The sequence below is a fragment of the Mesorhizobium sp. P2_F7 genome, assembly GCF_056403695.1.
Window position 1 is genome coordinate 105591 of the sequence record NZ_JBFUFA010000012.1, and the last position, 20348, is coordinate 125938.

Sequence of the window (20348 nt, forward strand, 5' to 3'; positions counted from 1 at the left end):
TGGAGCATCGCTCAGTCGCCAACCAATTCCAGCATGATCGTCGACAGCGGCGGCAAAAGCATCGTCGCCGAAATGCCTCCTCCCTCCGCCCTGGCTTCGACCACACCGCCATTGCCCTTGCCTGAACCACCATAGTCCGAAGCATCGGTGTTGATGATTTCGCGCCATTTGCCGACCTTGGACAACGGCACGCGATAATTGTCCCGCGGCACCGGCGTGAAGTTGGAAATGACGGCGATCGGGTTGCCGTCGGGCGCACTGCGCAGCCAGGCGAAGACCGAGTTTTCCTTGTCGTCGACGATCAGCCAGGAGAAGCCATCCGGCTCGCAGTCGCGCGCATGCAGCGCCGGGCGCGAGCGGTAGAGATAGTTGAGGTCGCGCACCGTCTGCCAGACGCCGCGATGTGGGCGGAAGTCGAGCAGGTTCCAGTCGAGCGCGCGCGCCTCGCTCCACTCGCGGCGCTGGGCGAATTCCTGCCCCATGAACAACAGCTTCTTGCCGGGATAGCCCCACATGAAGGCGTAAAAGGCGCGCAAAGTCGCAAACTTCTGCCAGTCGTCGCCGGCCATCTTGCCGAGCAGCGTGCCTTTGCCGTGCACGACCTCGTCATGGGACAGCGGCAGCACGAAATTTTCGGAAAAGGCGTAGGTCAGTCCGAAGGTCAGGTCGTTGTGGTGGTGCTTGCGGAAGATCGGCTCCTTGGCGAAATACTCCAGCGTGTCGTGCATGAAGCCCATGTTCCACTTGAAGCCGAAGCCCAGTCCGCCTTCATGCACCGGTGCCGAGACCTTCGGCCATGAGGTCGATTCCTCGGCGATGGTCATCACGCCGGGATGGTGGCCGTAGACTTCCTTATTCATCTTCTGCAGGAAGGAGACCGCTTCGAGGTTTTCGCGACCGCCCTTCTCGTTGGGGATCCATTCGCCGGCCTTGCGCGAATAGTCGAGGTAGAGCATCGAGGCGACCGCATCGACGCGCAAACCGTCGACATGGTATTTCTCGGCCCAGAACAGCGCATTGTTGACGAGGAACGACACAACCTCGCGGCGGCCGAAATTGTAGATCGCGGTGTTCCAGTCGGGATGAAAACCCTTGCGCGGATCGGCATGCTCGTAGAGCGCTGTGCCGTCGAAATTGGCCAGGCCATGCGCGTCGACCGGGAAATGCGCCGGCACCCAGTCGAGGATGACGCCGACGCCGGCGCGGTGCGCACCGTCGACGAAACGGGCAAAGCCGTCCGGGTCGCCGAAGCGCGCCGATGGCGCATAAAGTCCGGTTGTCTGATAACCCCATGACGGGTCATAGGGATGTTCGGAAATCGGCAGGAATTCGATGTGGGTGAAGCCGGTTTCGACGGCATAGGGGATCAACTGGTCGGCAAGTTCGTCCCATGACAGGAAGCTGCCGTCGTCGTGTTGCTGCCACGAGCCGGCATGGACCTCGTAGATCGATATGGCTTCGCGCCTGGGATCGGCCTTGCGCCAGTAGCTGCGGTGCGCATCGTCGCCCCACTCATGCGCCGGCGGCACCGCCGTCACCGAAGCGGTGGCCGGGCGCAGTTCCGACTTGAAGGCGAACGGATCGGCCTTGAGCGGCAGGCGGACGCCATCGGGGGCGATGATCTCGTATTTGTAGGGGTGGCCGGCACGGATATCGGGAATGAACAGTTCCCAGATGCCGGTGTCGCGGCGGTCGCGCATCGTGTGCCGGCGGCCGTCCCATTCGTTGAAGTCGCCGACCACCGAGACGCGCCGCGCATTGGGCGCCCAGACGGCGAAATGCACGCCAGAGGCGCCTTCATGGTCGATGAGATGGGCGCCGAGCTTGTCGAACAGCCTGAGGTGCGATCCTTGCGCGATATAGTAGTCATCCATCGGGCCAAGCACCGGGCCGAAGGAATAGGGATCGGTCAGCCACCAGTCGCCGCCGGCATTTTTGGCGTGATAGCGCAGCGGCTGGCGTTTGCGGATCGATACCTTGCCCTCGAAGAAACCGGCATCGTCGCGGCGTGAGAGTTCGCCGACCTCCTTGCCGGTCAGCGTATAGGCGGTGACGAACTCGGCATTGGGCACGAAGTAGCGGGCAACGAAGCCCTTGCCGGCTTCATGCACACCCAGAACCGCGAAGGGATCGCCATGCGTGCCGGCAACAATCGCCGCGACATCGCTGGCTGGCGCCAGCCCGTCCGGCCCGCTTGTCGCAGCGGTCACGCGCGGTTTCCTCATCAGGTAGCGTCCCTCCCAGGGAGTTGGGCCACATTGTTCGTGGCCTCATGCAATCATATCAGGCGGGCACGTTCCAGATTTCTTTCGCATATTGGCGGATCGTGCGATCGGAAGAGAACCAGCCGACGCGGGCGACGTTGCGGATTGCGCGTGCGTACCAGTCGGGACTGTTGCGCCAGACGGCGTCGACATCGCGCTGGGCAGCGGCATAGGCGTCGAAATCGGCTGCAACCATGAACCAGTCGGTGTTGTAGAGACCGTCGATCAGCTCGCGGTAGCGGTCCGGCTGGTCGGGCGAGAACACGCCCGACGAGACGGCCGCGACAGCCTGCGCCAGTTCCGGCGATCCTTCGATCACGGCGCGCGGGTTGTAGCCATTGTTGCGCCGCTCGGCGACTTCGGCCGTGGTCAGGCCGAAGATGAAGATGTTGTCGTCGCCGACGCACTCCTTGATCTCGACATTGGCGCCGTCGAGCGTGCCGATGGTCAAGGCGCCGTTCAGCGCGAACTTCATGTTGCCGGTGCCCGAGGCTTCCATGCCGGCGGTCGATATCTGCTCCGACAGGTCGGCGGCCGGCATCATCACCTCGGCCAGGCTGACATTGTAGTTCGGCACGAACACCACTTTCAGCAGACCGCGTACCGACGGGTCGCTGTTGATGACCTTGGCGACGTCGTTGGCGAGTTTGATGATCAGCTTGGCGTTGTGATAGCTGGGCGCGGCCTTGCCGCCGAAGAATTTCACGCGCGGCATCCAGTCCCGCTCGGGATGCGAGCGGATCTGGTCGTAAAGCGCGATGGCTTCCAGGATGTTGAGCAGCTGGCGCTTGTATTCGTGGATGCGCTTGACCTGGATGTCGAACAGCGCCGAGGGATCGAGCCTGATGCCGAGCCGGTCGGCGACGAGATTGGCGAGCTTGACCTTGTTGGAGCGCTTGACGGCGGCGAACTTGTCGCGGAAGGCGGCGTCGTCGGCGAAGGCATCGAGCCCCTTGATGGCGTCGATATTGTCGAGGAAGCGGTCGCCGATCGCCTCGCGGGTAAGCGCGGTCAGCCCTGGATTGCACTGGATCAGCCAGCGCCGCGGCGTGATGCCGTTGGTCTTGTTGTTGATGCGGTCGGGATAGAGCTTGTGAAGGTCGGCAAACACCGTCTCCTTCATCAGCTCGGTGTGCAGCGCCGACACGCCGTTGATCGAGTGCGAGCCGACAAAGGCGAGGTTGCCCATGCGCACACGGCGGTCGCCGGCTTCCTGGATCAGCGAGATGCGGCTGATCTGCTCGTTGGAGAACTGGTTGGTGGCGCGCGCCTCGAGCAGCACCTGCGCATTGATGGCATAGACGATCTGCATGTGGCGCGGCAAAAGCCGCTCGAACAGCGGCACTGGCCAGCTTTCCAGCGCCTCGGGCAGCAGCGTGTGGTTGGTGTAGCCGAAGGTGCGCTTGGTGATGTCCCATGCCTGGTCGAAATCCATGCCGTGGACGTCCATCAGCAGGCGCATCAGCTCCGGCACGGCGATCGCCGGATGGGTGTCGTTGAGATGGATCGCCGCCTTGTCGGGCAGCGAGACAAGATCGCCATACTGGCTGAGATGGCGCTGGACGATGTCCTGCAGCGAGGCGGTGGAGAAGAAATATTCCTGGCGGAGCCTGAGTTCCTGCCCTGCCTTGTGCGAATCGGCGGGGTAAAGCACGCGCGACAGCGCATCGGCCTTGTTGCTTTCGGCAAGCGCGCCGATGTGATCGCCGGCGTTGAACTTGTCGAGCAGGATCGGATCGATCGGCATGCCAGACCACAACCGCAGCGTGTTGACCCGGTTGGCCCGCCAGCCAACCACCGGCGTGTCGTAGGCGACGGCCTGGACATGTTCGGTCGGCTTCCAGACGTGGCGTTCGAGCCTTCCGTCCTTGGACGTGATCGATTCCACCGAACCGCCGAAGCCGACCTCGAAGGCGCGTTCGCGGCGCTCGAACTCCCACGGGTTGCCGTGGTCGAGCCAGGTTTCCGGCAGTTCGACCTGCCAGCCGTCATGGATTTCCTGGCGGAACATGCCGTTGGCGTAGCGAATGCCATAGCCATGCGCGGGAATGTCGACAGTCGCCATGCTTTCCATGAAGCAGGCGGCGAGCCGGCCGAGACCGCCATTGCCGAGCGCGGCGTCCGGCTCAAGCCCCGCGATGAGGTCGAGGTCGACGCCCAGCGACTTCAGCGCCTCGCGCATATTGTCCATCAGGCCGAGATTGGAGAAAGCATCGCGCATCAGCCGGCCGATGAGGAATTCGAGCGACAGATAATAGACGCGCTTTTCCTGCTGGGCGTAGGCCTCCTGCGTTGCCTGCATCCAGTGATCGACGATGCGGTCTCGCACGACCTTGATCGACGCTGTCAGCCAATCATATTGGGTTGCGACGTTGGTGCCCTTGCCGACCCGGTATTTAAGGGCCGACAGCACCTCGTCGGCGAGCGTCTTGGGATCGGGGATTTCGAGAACAGGGGCTTTGGCTGTCATTGTTCGCGTCATACTGCCTCTCGTGATCGTGCTGCGATCATACCGGCTTTCGCTCTCAGTCCCAGCCCATCCTAGTGCATCGCAACATACATTCAATCGATTTAGGTCGAATAGCCGCCGGTTCCCCTGCGGCAATTTATCCGCAGAGAGGATCAGGCCGCGAGCGCCGCTTCCGGCGGAACCTTGGCTCCGGTCATGAAAGCCACGGCATCCGACATCGTATATTGCTTGGGATCGATGACGCAGAGGCGACGTCCCAGCCGATGGATGTGGATCCGATCGGCCACTTCGAAGACATGCGGCATGTTGTGCGAGATCAGCACGATCGGCAGGCCGCGCTTCTTGACGTCGAGGATAAGCTCCAGCACGCGGCGGCTCTCCTTGACGCCCAGCGCCGCGGTCGGCTCGTCCATGATCACCATCTTCGAGCCGAAGGCGGCGGCGCGTGCCACCGCCACGCCCTGGCGCTGACCGCCCGAGAGCGTCTCCACCGCCTGGCTGATGTTCTGGATGGTCATCAGGCCCAGTTCGGTGAGCTTGTCGCGGGCGCGCTTTTCCATTGCCGGACGGTCGAGCATGCGCATCCATTGTCCCAGGAAGCCCTGTTTGCGGATTTCGCGGCCGAGGAACATGTTGTCGGCGATGGACAGCGCCGGCGAAAGCGCCAGATTCTGATAGACGGTCTCGATGCCTGCTTCGCGAGCCTCCATCGGCGACTTGAAAGCGATAGGTTTGCCATCGAGGCGGATATCGCCCTCGTCGGGCGTGACCGCACCGGAAATCGCCTTGATCAGCGACGACTTGCCGGCGCCGTTGTCGCCGATGACGGCAAGGATTTCGCCCGGATAGAGGTCGAAGTCGGCGTTGTCCAAGGCGGTGACGCGGCCATAGCGTTTGACGAGCCCGCGGGCGGTGAGAATAGGGTCCTGAGCCTGGGTCATGCCGATATCTTCCTGATCCACTGGTCGATGCCAACCGCCACGATGATAAGGGCGCCGACGGACAATTGCGTCCATTGCGGATCCGTGCCCCAGAGCCTCAGGCCGAGCGCAAACACGCCGACGATAAGTGCGCCGAAGATGGTCCCGAGAATGGAACCGCGCCCACCGAATAGCGAGGTGCCGCCGATCACCACGGCGGTGATCGAGTTGATGTTCTCGAACTGACCTGCTTGTGGCGACACCGATCCGATGCGCCCAATCAGGGCCCAGCCGGCAATGGCGCAGATGATGCCCGTGAGCGTATAGACCGCAAGCAGCATCCTGTCGACGCGAACGCCCGACAGTTCGGCCGCCTCCGGGTCGTCGCCCACCGCATAGACATGTCGTCCCCAGGCGGTATGGTTGAGCACGTACCAGGCGATCGCCGCCATGATCAGCATCAGCAGCACGCCATAGGTGAACACCGCGCCGCCGACCTTGAACGAATTGCCGAAGAACTGCAGCAACGGTGCATTCGTTTCGAGATCCTGACTGCGGATGGTCTCGTTGCCCGAATAAATGAAGTTGATGGCCGCATAGATCGACCACGTGCCGAGCGTGACGATGAAGGGCGGCAACTTCACCCTGGCGATGAGGATGCCGTTGATAAAGCCGCACAGCGCCCCGACCAGAAGCCCGACGGCAACGGCAACCGGGGCCGGGACGCCGTAATGCATGGCGAACTGACCCATGACGACCGAACTCAGCACCATGATGGCGCCGACGGACAAGTCGATGCCGGCGGTCAGCACCACGAGAGTCTGGGCGATGCCCACCATGCCGGTGATCGCCACCTGCTGCAGGATCAGCGTCAGCGTGAACGGCGAAAAGAAGCGTCCGCCGACGACGATGGCAAACAGGATCACCGAAAGCAACAGGATGATCAACGGCACCATGGCCGGGCTTTTGTGCAGCCGGTGCTGGATACTCTCCAGCGGCGTGCGCGAATGGGTGTCGAAGGAAGCGACGCTGGTGTCGCTTGCGGCCAAAGTCTTTTCGAACTCCTGTGGTCCGCTGGCCTTGGTGGTTTCAACGCTCAAAACGGCCTCCCCGCCTTTTGCGCGAGGCGGCTGTGGCCACCTCGCGCAATTCTCTTCTTATCGTTGTCTTAAGATTGAGCCGATCGGAGGTTCAAATCAACCCCAGCACTTGGCGAGCCCTGCCTTGGTGTCGATGGACTCGATACCGGCTGCAGGCTTGTCGGTGATCAGCGTCACGCCGGTGTTGTAGAAATTCAGGCCCGGCGACGGTTCGGGCTTTTTGCCACTATCGGCAAATGCTTTGATCGCCTCAATGCCGAGGGAGGCCATCAGCAGCGGATATTGCTGGGAGGTGGCTCCGATCACACCCTCGGCAACGTTCTTGACGCCGGGGCAGCCGCCGTCGACCGAGACGATCAGAACGTCCTTCTCCTTGCCGACTGCCTTCAGCGCCTGATAGGCGCCGGCAGCTGCCGGTTCATTGATGGTGTAGACCACGTTGATGTCCGGATCCTTCTGCAGGCAGTTCTCCATGGCGGTGTGGCCGCCATCCTCGTTGCCGCTCGACAGATCGTGGCAGACATTGCGTGCATCCGTTTCGTCCCCGATCTTCTTGGGATCGCCGAGGTCGATGCCGAAGCCCTTCATGAAGCCCTGGTCGCGTTGCACGTCGACCGAAGGCTGGCTGGCAATCAGATCCATATAGGCGATATGGGCATCCTTGGCCTTGTCCCCCAAGGTTGCCTTGGCCCAGGAGCCGATAAGCTCGCCGGCCTTGAAATTGTCGGTTGCGAATGTCGCGTCCGCCGCGTCGGCCGGCTCGAGCTGCGTATCCAGCGCGATCACCAGCACCCCGGCATCACGGGCCTTCTTCACCGCCGGCACGATTGCCGCCGTGTCGGTGGCGGTGATCAGAATGCCCTTGGCGCCGTCGGCGATACAGGATTCGATCGCCGCAACCTGGCCTTCATTGTCGCCTTCCGCCTTGCCGGCGTAGGACTTGAGATCGACGCCGATTTCCTTGGCTTTAGCGGTCGCGCCCTCCTTCATCTTGACGAAGAAGGGGTTGGTGTCGGTCTTGGTAATCAGGCAAGCGCCGACGCCGGCGGCAGATGCCGTAGAGGCAAAAGCCATCAGGCCGAGGCCCGCCGCGGCGAACACGGTGGACTTCAATAATGCTTTGGTCACGATCTTCCTCCCATGGAACCATGCGGATGCCGCCAACCGGCATCTCGAGCGCATCCACCGAAATCTCCCAGTGTGGACGCGCCCTCAAATGACACCAGTGGGGGGCGCCTGTCAATAATTAAATCACTCTTATTTATTATTGACAGCGTTGCACGGTTCACCCATTCTGCCGCAAAAGCAGTAAGAATAAACCAAGGGAAGGAACAAGGGTGGAGACCGGCATTGCGAGGCACGGTTCGCCCGAGGCGGCCGCCAGCCGTCTCCACCGTGGCACCAATCAGAGCGGCATGCGCGACCACAATGAGCGGCTGGTGCTGTCTCTGGTGCGCCAGCATGGCAGCCTGGCCAAATCGGACATTGCGCGCATGACCGGGCTTTCGGCGCAGACCGTCTCGGTGATCATGCGCGAACTGGAGGAAGACAGCCTGCTGGTGCGCCAGGCGCCGTTGCGCGGCAAGATCGGCCAGCCTTCCATCCCGATGGCGCTGAACCCCGAAGGCGCGTTCTTCATCGGCCTCAAAATCGGCCGCCGCAGCGCCGAACTGGTGCTGATCGATTTCCTTGGGCATGTGCGCTCCATGCTGCAGCACTCCTACCGCTATCCGGCACCGCGCGAGACGGTGGAGTTCGTCACATCGGGCATGAAGACGATGCGCGCCGAACTGACGCCGGCGCAGGACAAGCGCATTGCCGGGCTCGGCATCGCCATGCCGTTCGAACTGTGGAACTGGGCCGACACCGCCGGTGCGCCGCGCGACATCATGGACGAATGGCGCAATCGCGACATCCGCGCCGACATCCAGTCGCAATGCGAATTCCCGGTCTATCTGCAGAACGACGCGACGTCAGCCTGCGGCGCCGAACTGGTGTTCGGCCAGACGGGCGGTGCGCGCGACTTCGTCTATTTCTACATCGGCGCCTTTGCCGGTGGCGGCATCGTGCTCAACGGCCGGCTTTTTGGTGGACCGACGGGCAATGCCGGGGCGCTGGGCTCGATGCCGGTGCCGGGACCGGACGGCAAGCCGACGCAGCTGATCGACGTCGCCTCGATCGCCATGCTGGAAAAGGCGCTTAACGCACGCGGCGTCGAGGCTTCGCATCTGTGGACGTCGCCTGAGGATTGGGGCGAGATCGGCCACGAGCTCGACGACTGGATCGCCAATGCCGCTCGGGCGCTCGCCTACGCTGTTGTCGCGGCGTCCTCGGTGATCGATTTCGAGGCTGCGGTCATCGACGGCTGGATGCCGCTGTCGGTGCGGCGCCGGCTCGTGGATGCGATCAAAGAGGCCATCGGTTCGATCGACGGCGAAGGCCTCAAGCTGCCGGTGGTGCGCGAAGGCACTGTCGGCATCCATGCCCGCGCACTCGGCGGCGCCAGCCTGCCGCTGTCCGAACGCTTCCTCATCGGTTCGACCACCATCTCCAGGAGCACCTGAATGCTGATCGGTATCCCGGCGCTGCTCGGTCCGGAGCTTCTGGCCACATTGCGCGCCATGGGCCATGGCGACGAGATCGCGCTTGTCGACGGCAATTATCCGGCGGAAGAACAGGCAAACCGGCTGGTGCGGGCCGACGGCCATCATCTCATTCCGGTGCTCGACGCCATATTGAGCGTGCTGCCGGTGGACGACTTCGTGCCGGAAGCGCTGTTTCGCGCCTCGGTCAGGGGCGATCCCTCGGTTGCCGATCCGGTCCACCGCGAGATCGAGGCGATCTGCACCAAGCGTGCGCCGGGTCGCAAAGTGGTTGCGCTGGCCGGCGCCGACTTTTATGCACGCGTCCGGTCGGCGTATGCGATCGTCGCGACCGGCGAACCCAGGCTCTATGCCAACATCATCATCCGTAAAGGCGTGATCTATCCGCCGGAAAGTCCTGAGACATGATTCTCTGCTGCGGCGAAGCCCTGATCGACATGCTGCCGCGCACCACCACGCTGGGCGAGCCGGCCTTTTCGCCCTATGTCGGCGGCGCAGTGTTCAACACGGCGATCGCGCTCGGCCGGCTCGGCGCGCCGGCCGGCTTCTTTTCCGGCCTGTCGTCGGATCTGTTCGGCGGCCAGTTCCGTGAGGCGCTCGGCGCAAGCAAGGTCAGTTCCACCTATGCGCACACCTCGCCTCGCCCCACCACGCTGGCGTTCGTGCGGCTCACCAACGGCCAGGCGACCTACACTTTCTATGACGAGAACACCGCCGGGCGCATGCTGACGATCGAAGACCTGCCCGAACTCGGCGCCGAGATCGAGGCCATGCTGTTTGGCGCCATCAGCCTGATCTCGGACCCGGCGGGTGCTGCCTATGAGGAATTCATGAAGCGCGAGCACCAGCGCCGCGTCATGATGCTCGATCCCAACATCCGGCCGAACTTCATCCCCGACAAGGCCAAGCATCTGCGCCGCATCCGCTCGATGATGGCAATGGCAGACATCGTAAAACTGTCGGATGAGGATTTGCACTGGTTCGGTGAGGCCGGCTCGCATGAGGACGTCATCCGCAACTGGCTGGATCGCGGTCCCAAGCTGATCGTCGTCACCCATGGCAGCGAAGGCGCCGTCGGCTACAGCCGCGAGCACAAGGTCACGGTGATGCCGCAGAAGGTTGAGGTGGTCGACACGGTCGGGGCCGGCGACACGTTCAATGCCGGCATTCTGGCTTCGCTGCACGAGCAGGGCCTGCTCTCCAAGGCTGACATCGGCGGCCTTTCCGAGGACGCCATCCGCCAGGCGCTGGCGCTCGGCGCCAAGGCGGCGGCAGTGACGGTGTCGCGGGCCGGCGCCAATCCGCCCTGGCGGCATGAAATCGCCTGATCCACGCTTTGTCCGGCCACTGGCCGCTACGAGAGTCGATCACTTTATGTTTCCACGAGCCGGAAAGACGCGATAAATTAGCCGCGTCACGGCCTGGAAAGCCCGGATTTCCAGCATCTTGCTGCAGTGCGGCAAAAACCCGTGGTAACAGGCTGCGACACCTCGGCAACCCGCCCCGTGGCGGTCCGGCTTTCTCGACCGGCGCAACTCTGGTACCAGCGGGCCGGTTAAGTTGTTGTTTCTGCGCGTATCGTTGTCTCCCGGACCGCGCGCATTACCGTTTTGAGGCCGACATGCAGTTCATCGATCTTGGCGCGCAGCGCGAACGTATCCGCGACCGGCTGAAGGCCGCCATCGACAATGTCGTCGAGGAAGGCCGCTATATCCTGGGGCCGCAGGTCACCGAATTCGAAAACAAGCTCGCCGCCTATATCGGCACCAAGCATGTCGTGGCCTGCGCCAACGGCACCGACGCGCTGCTGTTGCCGCTGTTTGCCGCCGGCATCGGCCCGGGCGACGCGGTGTTCGTGCCGAGCTTCACCTTCGCCGCAACGGCGGAAGTGGTGGCGTTGGCCAAGGCCGAACCGGTGTTCGTCGATGTCGACGCCGAGACCTACAACATCGATGTCGCCAGCCTCGAAGCGGCGATCGCGATGATCAAGAAGGAAGGCCGGCTGAAGCCCAAGGCGATCATTCCGGTCGATTTGTTCGGCCTTGCCGCCGACTACGAGGCGATCATGGCAATTGCCAAGCGCGAAGGGCTGCTGGTGATCGAGGATGCGGCGCAGTCGATCGGCGGCTCGGCTGACGACAAGATGTGCGGCGCCTTCGGCCATGTCGGCTCGACCAGCTTCTATCCGGCGAAGCCGCTGGGCTGCTACGGCGATGGCGGCGCCATGTTCACCAATGACGACGCGCTCGCCGACCAGCTTCGTTCGTTTGCCTTCCATGGCAAGGGCGAAACGCAGTACGACAATGTCCGCGTCGGCATCAATTCACGCCTCGACACGATCCAGGCGGCGATCCTGATCGAAAAGCTTGCCATCCTCGAAGACGAGATGGTCGCCCGCCAGGTGGTGGCCAACCGCTACGCCGAAGGTCTTGGCGACATCGTCAAGGCGTCACGCAATCTGGGTAGTGGCCGCTCGGCCTGGGCGCAGTATGCCATCGAGACGCCGAAGCGCGACGGCTTGCGGGCGCATCTGACCGAAAAGAAGATCCCGTCGGTGATCTATTATGTGAAGCCGCTGCACGAGCAGGTCGCTTACAAGAACTATCCGCGCACGCCGACCGGGCTGACCGTTTCGGAAGAACTGCCGACGCGGATCCTGTGCCTGCCGATGCATCCCTATCTCAGCGAAGCCGACCAGGACCGCATCATCGAAACGATCCGCAATTATATCGGCTCGAACTCGGCGCATGTAGCGGCGGCGTAACACTGCAGGGTCGGCGCGAAGCACCCCCCTCTGCCCTGCCAGGCATCTCCCCCTCAAGGGGGGAGATCGGCAGCTTTGTCGACGGCACTCTTCCTGCAACGTTTGACGATTGGCGAAAGCTCAGGCGACATCCAATCTCCCCCCTTGAGGGGGAGATGTCCGGCAGGACAGAGGGGGGCCGTGAAGGATCGCTACTTAGGAAGATTCAGGCGGGCAGTGCCGCCTTCCCGCTCGCAATGAAATGCGGATTGGCGAAATCCTCGTCATCGCTCTGCTTGCGCTTGCCGTAGGCCAGCGGCTCGCCGTCCAGCGTGCGCGTCATGCCGCCGGCAGCGCGCAGCACGGCGTCGCCGGCCGCCGTGTCCCATTCCATGGTGCGGCCGAAGCGCGGATAGATGTCGGCTTCGGCTGCGGCGAGCAGGCAGAATTTCAGCGATGAGCCGACCGAGACGATCTCGGCGGCGCCGAGGTCCCTGATAAAGGCTTCGGTTTCCGGCGTGTTGTGCGAGCGGCTGGCAACGACGGCGAGCGGCGTCACCGCCGTCCTGACCGAAATCCGCCGCCGGCCGACGATCCGGAAGTCGCCATCGACTTCGATGGATTCCGCGCTGCCCGGCCGTCCCGAAAAGAAGCGGCCGCTGCAAGGCGCGAAGACGACGCCGATCTCCGGCACGCCGTGGCGGATGAGCGCGATGTTGACGGTGAAATCGGTCCTGCGGTTGACGAATTCCTTGGTGCCGTCGAGCGGATCGATCAGGAAGAAGGCGCCATCGAGATCAGGCGGCACGATGCCGGCGGCGACCTCTTCCTCCGCCACGCAGGGAATATCGGGAAAGGCGGTACGCAGGCCGGCAAGGATGATCGTCTCGCTCTCGCGGTCGGCTTCCGTCACCGGCGAGGAGTCGGACTTCTTGTCGACTGCACAGCCGGCCTTGAAGACCCGCATCACCTCGCGCCCGGCGTCGAGCGCCAGACGCTCGAATACGGCCAGCATCACCTCGTCGTCAGATGCCGCCGCCGGCTTCGTATTGGTCTTCAGCAATGTCGCGCTCGTTCAGCCAGTGTTCCAGAGCCTCTACCATCTCCTCGGCCGTCTTGCCGAGTGTCTTAAGATGGATTTCCGGTTTTTCCGGGGCTTCATACGGTGAATCGACGCCGGTGAAGTTCTTGATCTCGCCATTCAGCGCCCGCGCGTAAAGGCCCTTCGGGTCGCGCCTGGCGCATTCCTCGAACGGCGTGTCGACGAACACCTCGACGAACTCGCCGTCGGCCATCAGCTCGCGCGCCATGCGGCGCTCGGCGCTGAACGGCGAGATGAAGGAGACGATGACGATCAGCCCGGCATCGGCCATCAGCTTGGCCACTTCGGCGACGCGGCGGATGTTTTCGACGCGGTCGGCATCGGTGAAGCCGAGATCGCGGTTGAGGCCGTGGCGGACATTGTCGCCGTCGAGAATGTAGGTGTGGCGTCCCGAGGCGAACAGCTTCTTCTCGAGCAGATTGGCGATGGTCGACTTGCCCGAGCCGGAAAGCCCGGTGAACCAGAACACGGCCGGGCGCTGGCCTTTCAGGTCGGAGCGGCCGCGCTTGCCGACATCGAGCGACTGCCAGTGGATGTTTTCGGCGCGGCGCAACGTATGCAGGATCATGCCGGCGCCGACCGTGGCGTTGGTGATGCGGTCGATCAGGATGAAGGCGCCGGTGGTGCGGTTGTCGGCGAAGGTGTCGAAGGCGATCGGCGCGCGGGTCGAGATGTTGCAGATGCCGACTTCATTCATGTCGAGCGACTTTGCCGCCTCGCGGGCGAAATCGTTGACGTTGACGCGGTATTTCAGGTCGGTGACGGTTGCGCTGGTCTGGTCGGTTTCGGTGCGCAGGATGTAGGAACGGCCCGGCAGCAGCGCTGCCTCATCGAACCAGACGATGTTGGCGGCGAACTGGTCGGCAACCTGCGGCCGCGCCGCGGGCGACACCAGCATGTTGCCTCTGGAGACTTCGACCTCGTCGTCAAGCACCAGGGTGATGGCCTGGCCGGCGACGGCCTGGGCGAGATCGCCGCCGTGCGCGACGATGCGCTTGACCCGCGAGGCCTTGCCGGATTTGGCGACGACAACCTCATCGCCCTGCGCAACCTGGCCGGACGCGATGGTGCCGGCAAAGCCGCGGAAGTCGAGATTGGGCCGGTTGACATACTGCACCGGAAACCGGAACGGCAGTTCCACCGCGGCCTCGTCGACCGATACGGTTTCGAGATGCTCGATAAGCGACGGGCCGGAATACCACGCCGTCTTGTCGGAGCGGCTGGTGACATTGTCGCCATAGCGGGCCGACATCGGGATCGGCACGATCGTCTGGAAGCCGAGCTCGTGCGAGAACTGGCGGTAATCCTCGACGATGCGGTCGAACACCGCCTGGTCGAAATCGACCAGATCGATTTTGTTGACGGCAAGCACGATGTGGCGGATGCCGAGCAGCGAGGCGATGATGGAGTGGCGCCGGGTCTGGCGCAGCACGCCCTGGCGCGCATCGATGAGCACGATGGCGAGATCGGCGGTCGAAGCGCCGGTCGCCATGTTGCGGGTGTACTGCTCATGGCCGGGCGTGTCGGCGACGATGAACTTGCGCTTGGGCGTGGCGAAGAAGCGATAGGCGACGTCGATGGTGATGCCCTGCTCGCGCTCGGCCTCGAGGCCGTCGACCAGAAGCGCGAAGTCGATGTCGTCGCCGGTGGTGCCGTGCTTGCGGGAATCGCGCTCGAGTGCCGCGAGCTGATCCTCGAAGATCTGCTTGGTGTCGGACAGAAGGCGGCCGATCAGCGTCGACTTGCCGTCGTCGACCGAGCCGCAGGTGAGGAAGCGCAGCAGCGACTTCTTCTCCTGCGCCGCCATGTATTCGCGGATGCCGTCGGTGGGGGCGAGGCTCTTGGCCAGGATGTGGCGCATGCTCAGAAATACCCCTCGCGCTTCTTCTTTTCCATCGAGCCTGCTTCATCGCGATCGATGAGGCGGCCCTGGCGCTCGGAGGTGCGCGCCGTCAGCATCTCGCCGACAATGGCTTCCAGCGTGTCGGCGTCGGATTCAATGGCGCCGGTCAGCGGATAGCAGCCGAGCGTGCGGAACCGCACCAGGCGGTTCTCCACCGTCTCGCCGGGACGCAACACCATGCGGTCATCGTCCTTGAGGATCAGCATACCGTCGCGTTCGACCACCGGCCGCTCTTTGGCGAAATAGAGCGGCACGATCGGAATGTTCTCCTGCAGGATGTATTGCCAGATGTCGAGCTCGGTCCAGTTCGACAGCGGAAACACGCGGATCGATTCACCCGGCGCAATGCGGGTGTTGAAGATCTTCCACATTTCAGGCCGCTGGTTCTTCGGGTCCCAGACATGCTGGGCGTTGCGGAAGGAAAAGATGCGCTCCTTGGCGCGCGACTTCTCCTCGTCGCGCCGCGCTCCGCCGAAAGCGGCGTCGAAACCGTATTTGTCGAGCGCCTGGCGCAGCGCCACCGTCTTCATCACATGGGTGTGGGTGTTGGAGCCGTGGTCGAACGGGTTGATGCCGTCGCGCACGCCGTCTTCATTGACATGGACCAAAAGGTCGAAGCCGAGCTTCTGCGCCATCTGATCGCGAAAGGCGATCATCTCGCGGAACTTCCAGGTGGTGTCGACATGCAGGAATGGGAAAGGCGGCTTGGCCGGATAAAAAGCCTTCATCGCCAGATGCATCAGCACGGAGGAATCCTTGCCGACGGAATAGAGCATCACCGGCTTGGAGAAGGAGGCAGCAACCTCACGGAAGATGTGGATGGATTCGGCCTCGAGCCGCTGCAAATGCGTAAGCGCGATGTTCATGGACTGTGAGCGTTCTCTCGTGCCATCCAGACCTTGCATCAGATGGATCGGGCGTCTTTTTCAGCCGCCCGGTTCAAGCTTCACCGCTGGACACTATCGGTTCGTGCCGGCGTTCTAGCAGATCGCCACCTGATATAACAACGCTGGAAAGCCCGGCCGCCAAGCCGATCGGGAACGAATTTTCCATGAAAAGCCCGGAATCCGGAAATTCCTGCCCGGCAGTCTGATAGCCCTCAAAGGCCGGGAAAAATCTTGCCGGAACCCTGGGAAAACGGTCGGGCCGGCGGATGCTTCCGCTATGCGATGCGGCCACGCCACCGATTTCGATGGCTGCAAGATCCTCGCCGCACTATCGAAAACCGGACCCAGCCGCTATACCGGCTCCTGAACCCGCGCCGGGCGGGATGCTGCAAAAAAGCCGCCACCAAACACCGTCCGTCGCCAAGCGACCCCAGCGCATTGTGAACCAGAGCATTGACCCCGATTTCCACCATTAAGCAGCACCTCTCGCCGTCACGGATCAACATCACCTTCTCCATTCTCTGCTTCTTTTGCCCGCCTGTGCTGGGGTCGGCGGTCAGCTTTGTGTTCAATGGCGGCGGCCTGTGGTCGGTGCTTCTGCTTGCCCTGAAAAGACGGCGTCTCAACATCGACCGGCCAATGGTCGCGATGACGGTGGCCATCTATGCCTATTGTGCAGCCTTCGTGCTCGCCTCTATCGTCAACAATTCGATCGCCAAGGATGCGCCTCATCTGGCAGGGCTGATCACCTTCCTGTTTTTCCCCGTCTCATACGCAACCTGGAGCATCACCGAGAAAACCACGCTGGCGCGCATCGTCGTGCTGGCGAGCGCTGCCGCATGTTTTGGCGCCCTGCTGCTGGCGATCGTGCAACATTACTGGCTGGGCGTACGAGCCGAAGGCGGTGCCGGCAATCCAATCGTATTCGCGACGGTCGCCTGCCTCAGTGTTCTGATGTGCCTGGCGGGCGCCCTTTCAAACGTCGAAAAGAACAAGGTCCTGCTTGCCTGCGCAGCGCTGGCCGGCGCGGTCGCCATCCTCTACTCGGGGTCGCGGATCATATGGCTGGCACTGCCGGTGGCCGGCATCGCCGTCCTGCTGATCAACCGGCGCAGGCTCACCAGCCGAAACGCCTTTCGTCTGCTGCTGATTGCTGGCGCGATCGGCGTGGTTATCGCCGCCATCGGATTCCCGATCATTTACGAGCGCGCAGCTTTCCTGTTCAGCGACTGGGATGCGCTGGCCACGAAAGGTGACCATGCCACGGCGCTCGGCTTCCGCGCCGCGCTTTGGCAGATCGGCCTCGGCGCTTTCCACGACATGCCGATTTTCGGTCACGGCATTGCTGCAAGCCGCGAGTTGATCAAGGATGGATTCCACAATCAGTTCAACATGCCATACACGGGCTTCAGCCATTTCCACAACGGCTTTCTGACCGCATTGGTTGAGGCCGGGCTCATCGGCGCCATCACGCTTGCAGCTGTTTTCGTCGTTGCCGCCAGAAACGCAGCAATCGTTCTGCGCACCAGTACCGACACCATCGAGCGGTTCGGCGCCACGATGATCGTCGCTACCGTGATCACCTATCTGATCGCCGGCCTGACCGGCATCCTGATCGGCCACGACATTCTCGATTCGACACTGATGGTGTTCCTGGTGTCCGGGACCTACCTTGCTTCGGGCCGGCAACAGGCGTTGCCGGAACCAGCCTCGACGCCGCAGGCAAGCCAGCCGTGAAAGTGCTGGTCACAGGTGCGACGGGTTTCATCGGCAGGCAGGTCGTCAACCAGCTTGGCGAAGCCGGGTTCGAGGTGCGCATGGCATCGCGTCACCCAGAACAGCTCGATGCCGCGAGCGATGCCGTGCTATTGCCTGATTTCGACGCGCCGGCGCAGGCATTCCAGGCGCTGATGCGAGACATCACCCATGTCGTCCACTGCGCGGCTCTCAACAATGACCGCAAGGCGAGCGAGGCCGATTTTCTCGCCGCCAATGCGACACTGACCGCCCAGCTGGCGCACGCCGCCGCCTGGCGGGCAAGCGGGCGCTTCATCTATCTGTCATCGATCCGGGCAGTCGTCGGTCCCGGTTTCAGTGGAACGATCAGCGAGGCGACGCCGCCTGCCCCGCAATGCGCCTATGGCCGCTCGAAACGCGAAGGCGAGATCAGGTTGCTGGAAGCCTATGCGTCCAGACCCGCCGATGCCACGGCGCTGCGCCTGCCGCCGATCTATGGCGAAGGCATGAAGGGAAACCTGGCGAATCTGATGCGCTGGGGCGGCATGCCTGTAAGCTTGGCGCTGCCGGCGGCGGTCTTCAGCGGCGTACGATCGCTGATGTCATGCGAGGCGGCAGCACACACGGCAGTGTATCTGCTCAGCCGTCCGCAGCCGCTTCGCCCCGTCTACGTCGCCTGCGACCTGCCACCGCTGCCGGTTTCATCCATCATCAGGGCTTTCCGGCAGGGTTATGGCTACTCGTTGAAACTGTCCAAAGTGCCCGCCGGCCTGATGCGGGCAGTGTTGACCTTGCTGGGCAAGGCCAAGGCATGGGAAGCGATGACAGCGACGCAGATATGCGATCCGTCGCTGCTGGTAGCCGAAGGCTGGGCGCCGCGGACCGACACGCTCGAACAACTGACCGAGCTCGCGCGCCGCTACAAATCCGGCGCTGCTCAGCTGCCCATTTGAGCATGATCTCGTCCGAAAACCGGGGCCACTTTTCGGGATCATGCTCTGGTTAGAAGATCGTACCCACAAGAATACGGATATCGAGGCCGATCGAGGCCGCTTTGAGATATTCGGCATCGGTTTCGGCGCAGAGTTTCGGGTCGGACATATCGATGCCTTTCATCTGCGCAAGCCCGGTAATGCCCGGCAGGGCCGCAAGCACACCCAATTGCCTGCGGCGTTCGATCAGCTCGGTTTGTGTGGGCAGGCATGGACGCGGCCCGACCAGGCTCATCTCGCCCTTCAGCACATTCCACAGCTGCGGCAGTTCGTCGATCTTGAATTTTCGCAGCACCGCGCCGGCGGTAGTGACGGAGTTTTCCGGCGCCTGATGCGAGGGCAGAGACGGCGTTCCCACCACCATCGTCCGCAGCTTGTGGCAGGCAAACAGCACGCCATTCTGTCCGACCCGGGTTTGCGAAAACAATGCGGGTCCAGGCGAAGACAGCCTGATTGCCAGCATGGCAAGCAGGACGAAAGGCGATGCCAGCGGCAACAGAACCGCCGCCACGACGAGGTCGAAAGCTCGCTTGGGTCCCCTCATGGCCATCTCTGCACGATCTAGATCCGCCGCCAGATGAAGGCCAGATAGAGCCCAAGCGTCCCAGCCAGCGTCTGCCGGTAGACGCCGCTTTTTCTGAGAAGACGCAGTCGTCGCAGGACACCGCCCTTGCGCGCCCTGATGAACAGGCCGAGGCAGGCGGCGGCATCCTTGGTGAGAATGTCGCGATTGACCGCCAGACCGCTGAGATTGTGATCGGTCCAGACGGCGAACTCACCCTTGAACAGGCGTCCCAGCCGCGACAGCCGCGCCTTCCACGAAACGTTGGCGCCGACCAGATTTGCCTCATGCTGGCGGTAGCGCACCAGCGGCCGAGGGTCATAGCGAACTATGCCGCCGGCGGCGGTGACGATCAGATAGGTCCACCAGTCATGGCTGACGAACTCGGTCCTTGCCGATGCCTTTGCCAGCAACTTTCGCGCCGTGCGGTTGATCATCATGGTGTTGCCGCCGGCAATGCTCTGCACAAGCGCATTGCGAAACGACGGCGGCTTCAGGAACAGCGGCGAATGCCCTTGCGCTGCTCCGGTTTCGGACATGGTCGCGGTCCTCGAGCAAAACAGCAACGGTGTTTCAGCATCGTGCCCCTGCATCCAGGCAATAGCGCTCTCCAGCCTGTCCGGCTCCCAGATATCGTCCTGGTCGCAGAAGGCGTAGTAGTCGGCATCGATGCGCGGATCGACGATCATCGAGCGGAAGTTGGCGGCAAAGCCCTGGCGAGGACCGTTCGACAGGGCCAGCAGCCCCTTGGACCAACGGCTCTGCCAGGCGCCGATGATGGCAGAAGTGCCATCGGTCGAACCGTCGTCGGAGACCCAGACGTCGACAAGAGGATGTGATTGCGCAAGCAGCGAGGCGAGCTGCTCGTCAAGGAAAGCCGCGCCATCTTTTGTGCCCAACAGCACGGCCACGCGCTGATCTTGTCTGGTCACTGGTTCAGAATCATCTGCAAGCGCCTGGGAACGGCCATCGGATTGGTTTCAATAGCCAATTCCGATCGATCAGGACAGGCTCTTTGTATTGACGCAATCCCGGACGGGAAAACCGCTTCACACTTTTTCTGGA

16 protein-coding genes are annotated in these 20348 nt (G+C 62.8%); 6 read left to right on the plus strand and 10 right to left on the minus strand.

What is annotated here, in order from left to right:
- Positions 1-11 precede the first annotated feature (11 nt).
- The 5 genes from glgB to AC1DZ8_RS27620 all read right to left on the minus strand — a co-directional run bounded on the left by glgB (position 12) and on the right by AC1DZ8_RS27620 (position 7828).
- Positions 12-2225, minus strand: coding sequence for a 1,4-alpha-glucan branching protein GlgB (glgB, locus tag AC1DZ8_RS27600; protein WP_477302575.1), 2214 nt, complete (start codon positions 2223-2225; stop codon positions 12-14).
- Between the two features lie 58 nt (positions 2226-2283).
- Positions 2284-4746, minus strand: coding sequence for a glycogen/starch/alpha-glucan phosphorylase (locus AC1DZ8_RS27605; RefSeq protein WP_477302577.1), 2463 nt, complete (start codon positions 4744-4746; stop codon positions 2284-2286).
- Positions 4747-4886: 140 nt separating this feature from the next.
- Entirely contained in the window at positions 4887-5675 is a 789-nt protein-coding gene (locus tag AC1DZ8_RS27610) for an ATP-binding cassette domain-containing protein (protein WP_477302579.1), read from the minus strand.
- Positions 5672-6754, minus strand: a complete 1083-nt coding sequence (locus AC1DZ8_RS27615) for an ABC transporter permease (RefSeq protein ID WP_352584746.1) — start codon at positions 6752-6754, stop codon at positions 5672-5674. Before AC1DZ8_RS27615 ends, AC1DZ8_RS27610 begins: the two co-directional genes overlap by 4 nt.
- Positions 6755-6850: 96 nt before the next feature.
- Positions 6851-7828, minus strand: a complete 978-nt coding sequence (locus AC1DZ8_RS27620; protein ID WP_246501755.1) for a sugar ABC transporter substrate-binding protein — start codon at positions 7826-7828, stop codon at positions 6851-6853.
- Between the two features lie 263 nt (positions 7829-8091).
- Between AC1DZ8_RS27620 and AC1DZ8_RS27625 the strand changes: the two genes are divergently transcribed.
- The 4 genes from AC1DZ8_RS27625 (at position 8092) to AC1DZ8_RS27640 (ending at position 12121) form a co-directional block, all read left to right on the plus strand.
- Positions 8092-9318 (plus strand): ROK family transcriptional regulator, encoded by a 1227-nt coding sequence (locus tag AC1DZ8_RS27625; RefSeq protein WP_477302581.1) that lies wholly within the window; start codon positions 8092-8094, stop codon positions 9316-9318.
- Positions 9319-9765, plus strand: coding sequence for an RbsD/FucU family protein (locus AC1DZ8_RS27630; protein ID WP_477302583.1), 447 nt, complete (start codon positions 9319-9321; stop codon positions 9763-9765). It begins immediately after the preceding gene.
- Positions 9762-10685 (plus strand): carbohydrate kinase family protein, encoded by a 924-nt coding sequence (locus AC1DZ8_RS27635; RefSeq protein ID WP_477302585.1) that lies wholly within the window; start codon positions 9762-9764, stop codon positions 10683-10685. The genes AC1DZ8_RS27630 and AC1DZ8_RS27635 overlap by 4 nt, the downstream gene beginning before the upstream one ends.
- A gap of 293 nt (positions 10686-10978) precedes the next feature.
- Positions 10979-12121 carry a DegT/DnrJ/EryC1/StrS family aminotransferase gene (locus AC1DZ8_RS27640; RefSeq protein ID WP_477302587.1) on the plus strand — a complete coding sequence of 381 codons (1143 nt, stop codon included), beginning with the start codon at positions 10979-10981 and terminating at the stop codon, positions 12119-12121.
- Between the two features lie 205 nt (positions 12122-12326).
- Here the strand turns inward: AC1DZ8_RS27640 and cysQ are convergent, their stop codons facing one another.
- The 3 genes from cysQ to cysD are packed head-to-tail and all read right to left on the minus strand — an operon-like array spanning position 12327 to position 15971.
- On the minus strand, positions 12327-13115 hold the full coding sequence (gene cysQ, locus AC1DZ8_RS27645) for a 3'(2'),5'-bisphosphate nucleotidase CysQ (protein ID WP_477302942.1): 789 nt from the start codon (positions 13113-13115) through the stop codon (positions 12327-12329).
- A 10-nt stretch (positions 13116-13125) separates the two neighbouring features.
- Positions 13126-15063: a sulfate adenylyltransferase subunit CysN gene (cysN, locus tag AC1DZ8_RS27650; protein ID WP_454586596.1), complete on the minus strand. Its 1938-nt coding sequence runs from the start codon at positions 15061-15063 to the stop codon at positions 13126-13128.
- A gap of 2 nt (positions 15064-15065) precedes the next feature.
- Positions 15066-15971, minus strand: a complete 906-nt coding sequence (gene cysD / locus AC1DZ8_RS27655; RefSeq protein WP_477302590.1) for a sulfate adenylyltransferase subunit CysD — start codon at positions 15969-15971, stop codon at positions 15066-15068.
- A 474-nt stretch (positions 15972-16445) separates the two neighbouring features.
- Here cysD and AC1DZ8_RS27660 point away from each other — a divergent pair, with 474 nt between their 5' ends.
- Positions 16446-17729, plus strand: coding sequence for an O-antigen ligase family protein (locus AC1DZ8_RS27660; RefSeq protein WP_477302592.1), 1284 nt, complete (start codon positions 16446-16448; stop codon positions 17727-17729).
- Entirely contained in the window at positions 17726-18682 is a 957-nt protein-coding gene (locus AC1DZ8_RS27665; protein ID WP_477302594.1) for an NAD-dependent epimerase/dehydratase family protein, read from the plus strand. The genes AC1DZ8_RS27660 and AC1DZ8_RS27665 overlap by 4 nt, the downstream gene beginning before the upstream one ends.
- A gap of 49 nt (positions 18683-18731) precedes the next feature.
- Here AC1DZ8_RS27665 and AC1DZ8_RS27670 read toward each other — a convergent pair whose 3' ends face one another.
- Complete coding sequence (locus tag AC1DZ8_RS27670) at positions 18732-19265, minus strand: sugar transferase (RefSeq protein ID WP_477302596.1); 534 nt, start codon at positions 19263-19265, stop codon at positions 18732-18734.
- 17 nt (positions 19266-19282) lie between these two features.
- A complete protein-coding gene (locus AC1DZ8_RS27675; protein ID WP_477302598.1) occupies positions 19283-20215 on the minus strand; it encodes a glycosyltransferase family 2 protein in 933 nt (310 codons plus the stop codon).
- Between the last annotated feature and the right edge of the window lie 133 nt (positions 20216-20348).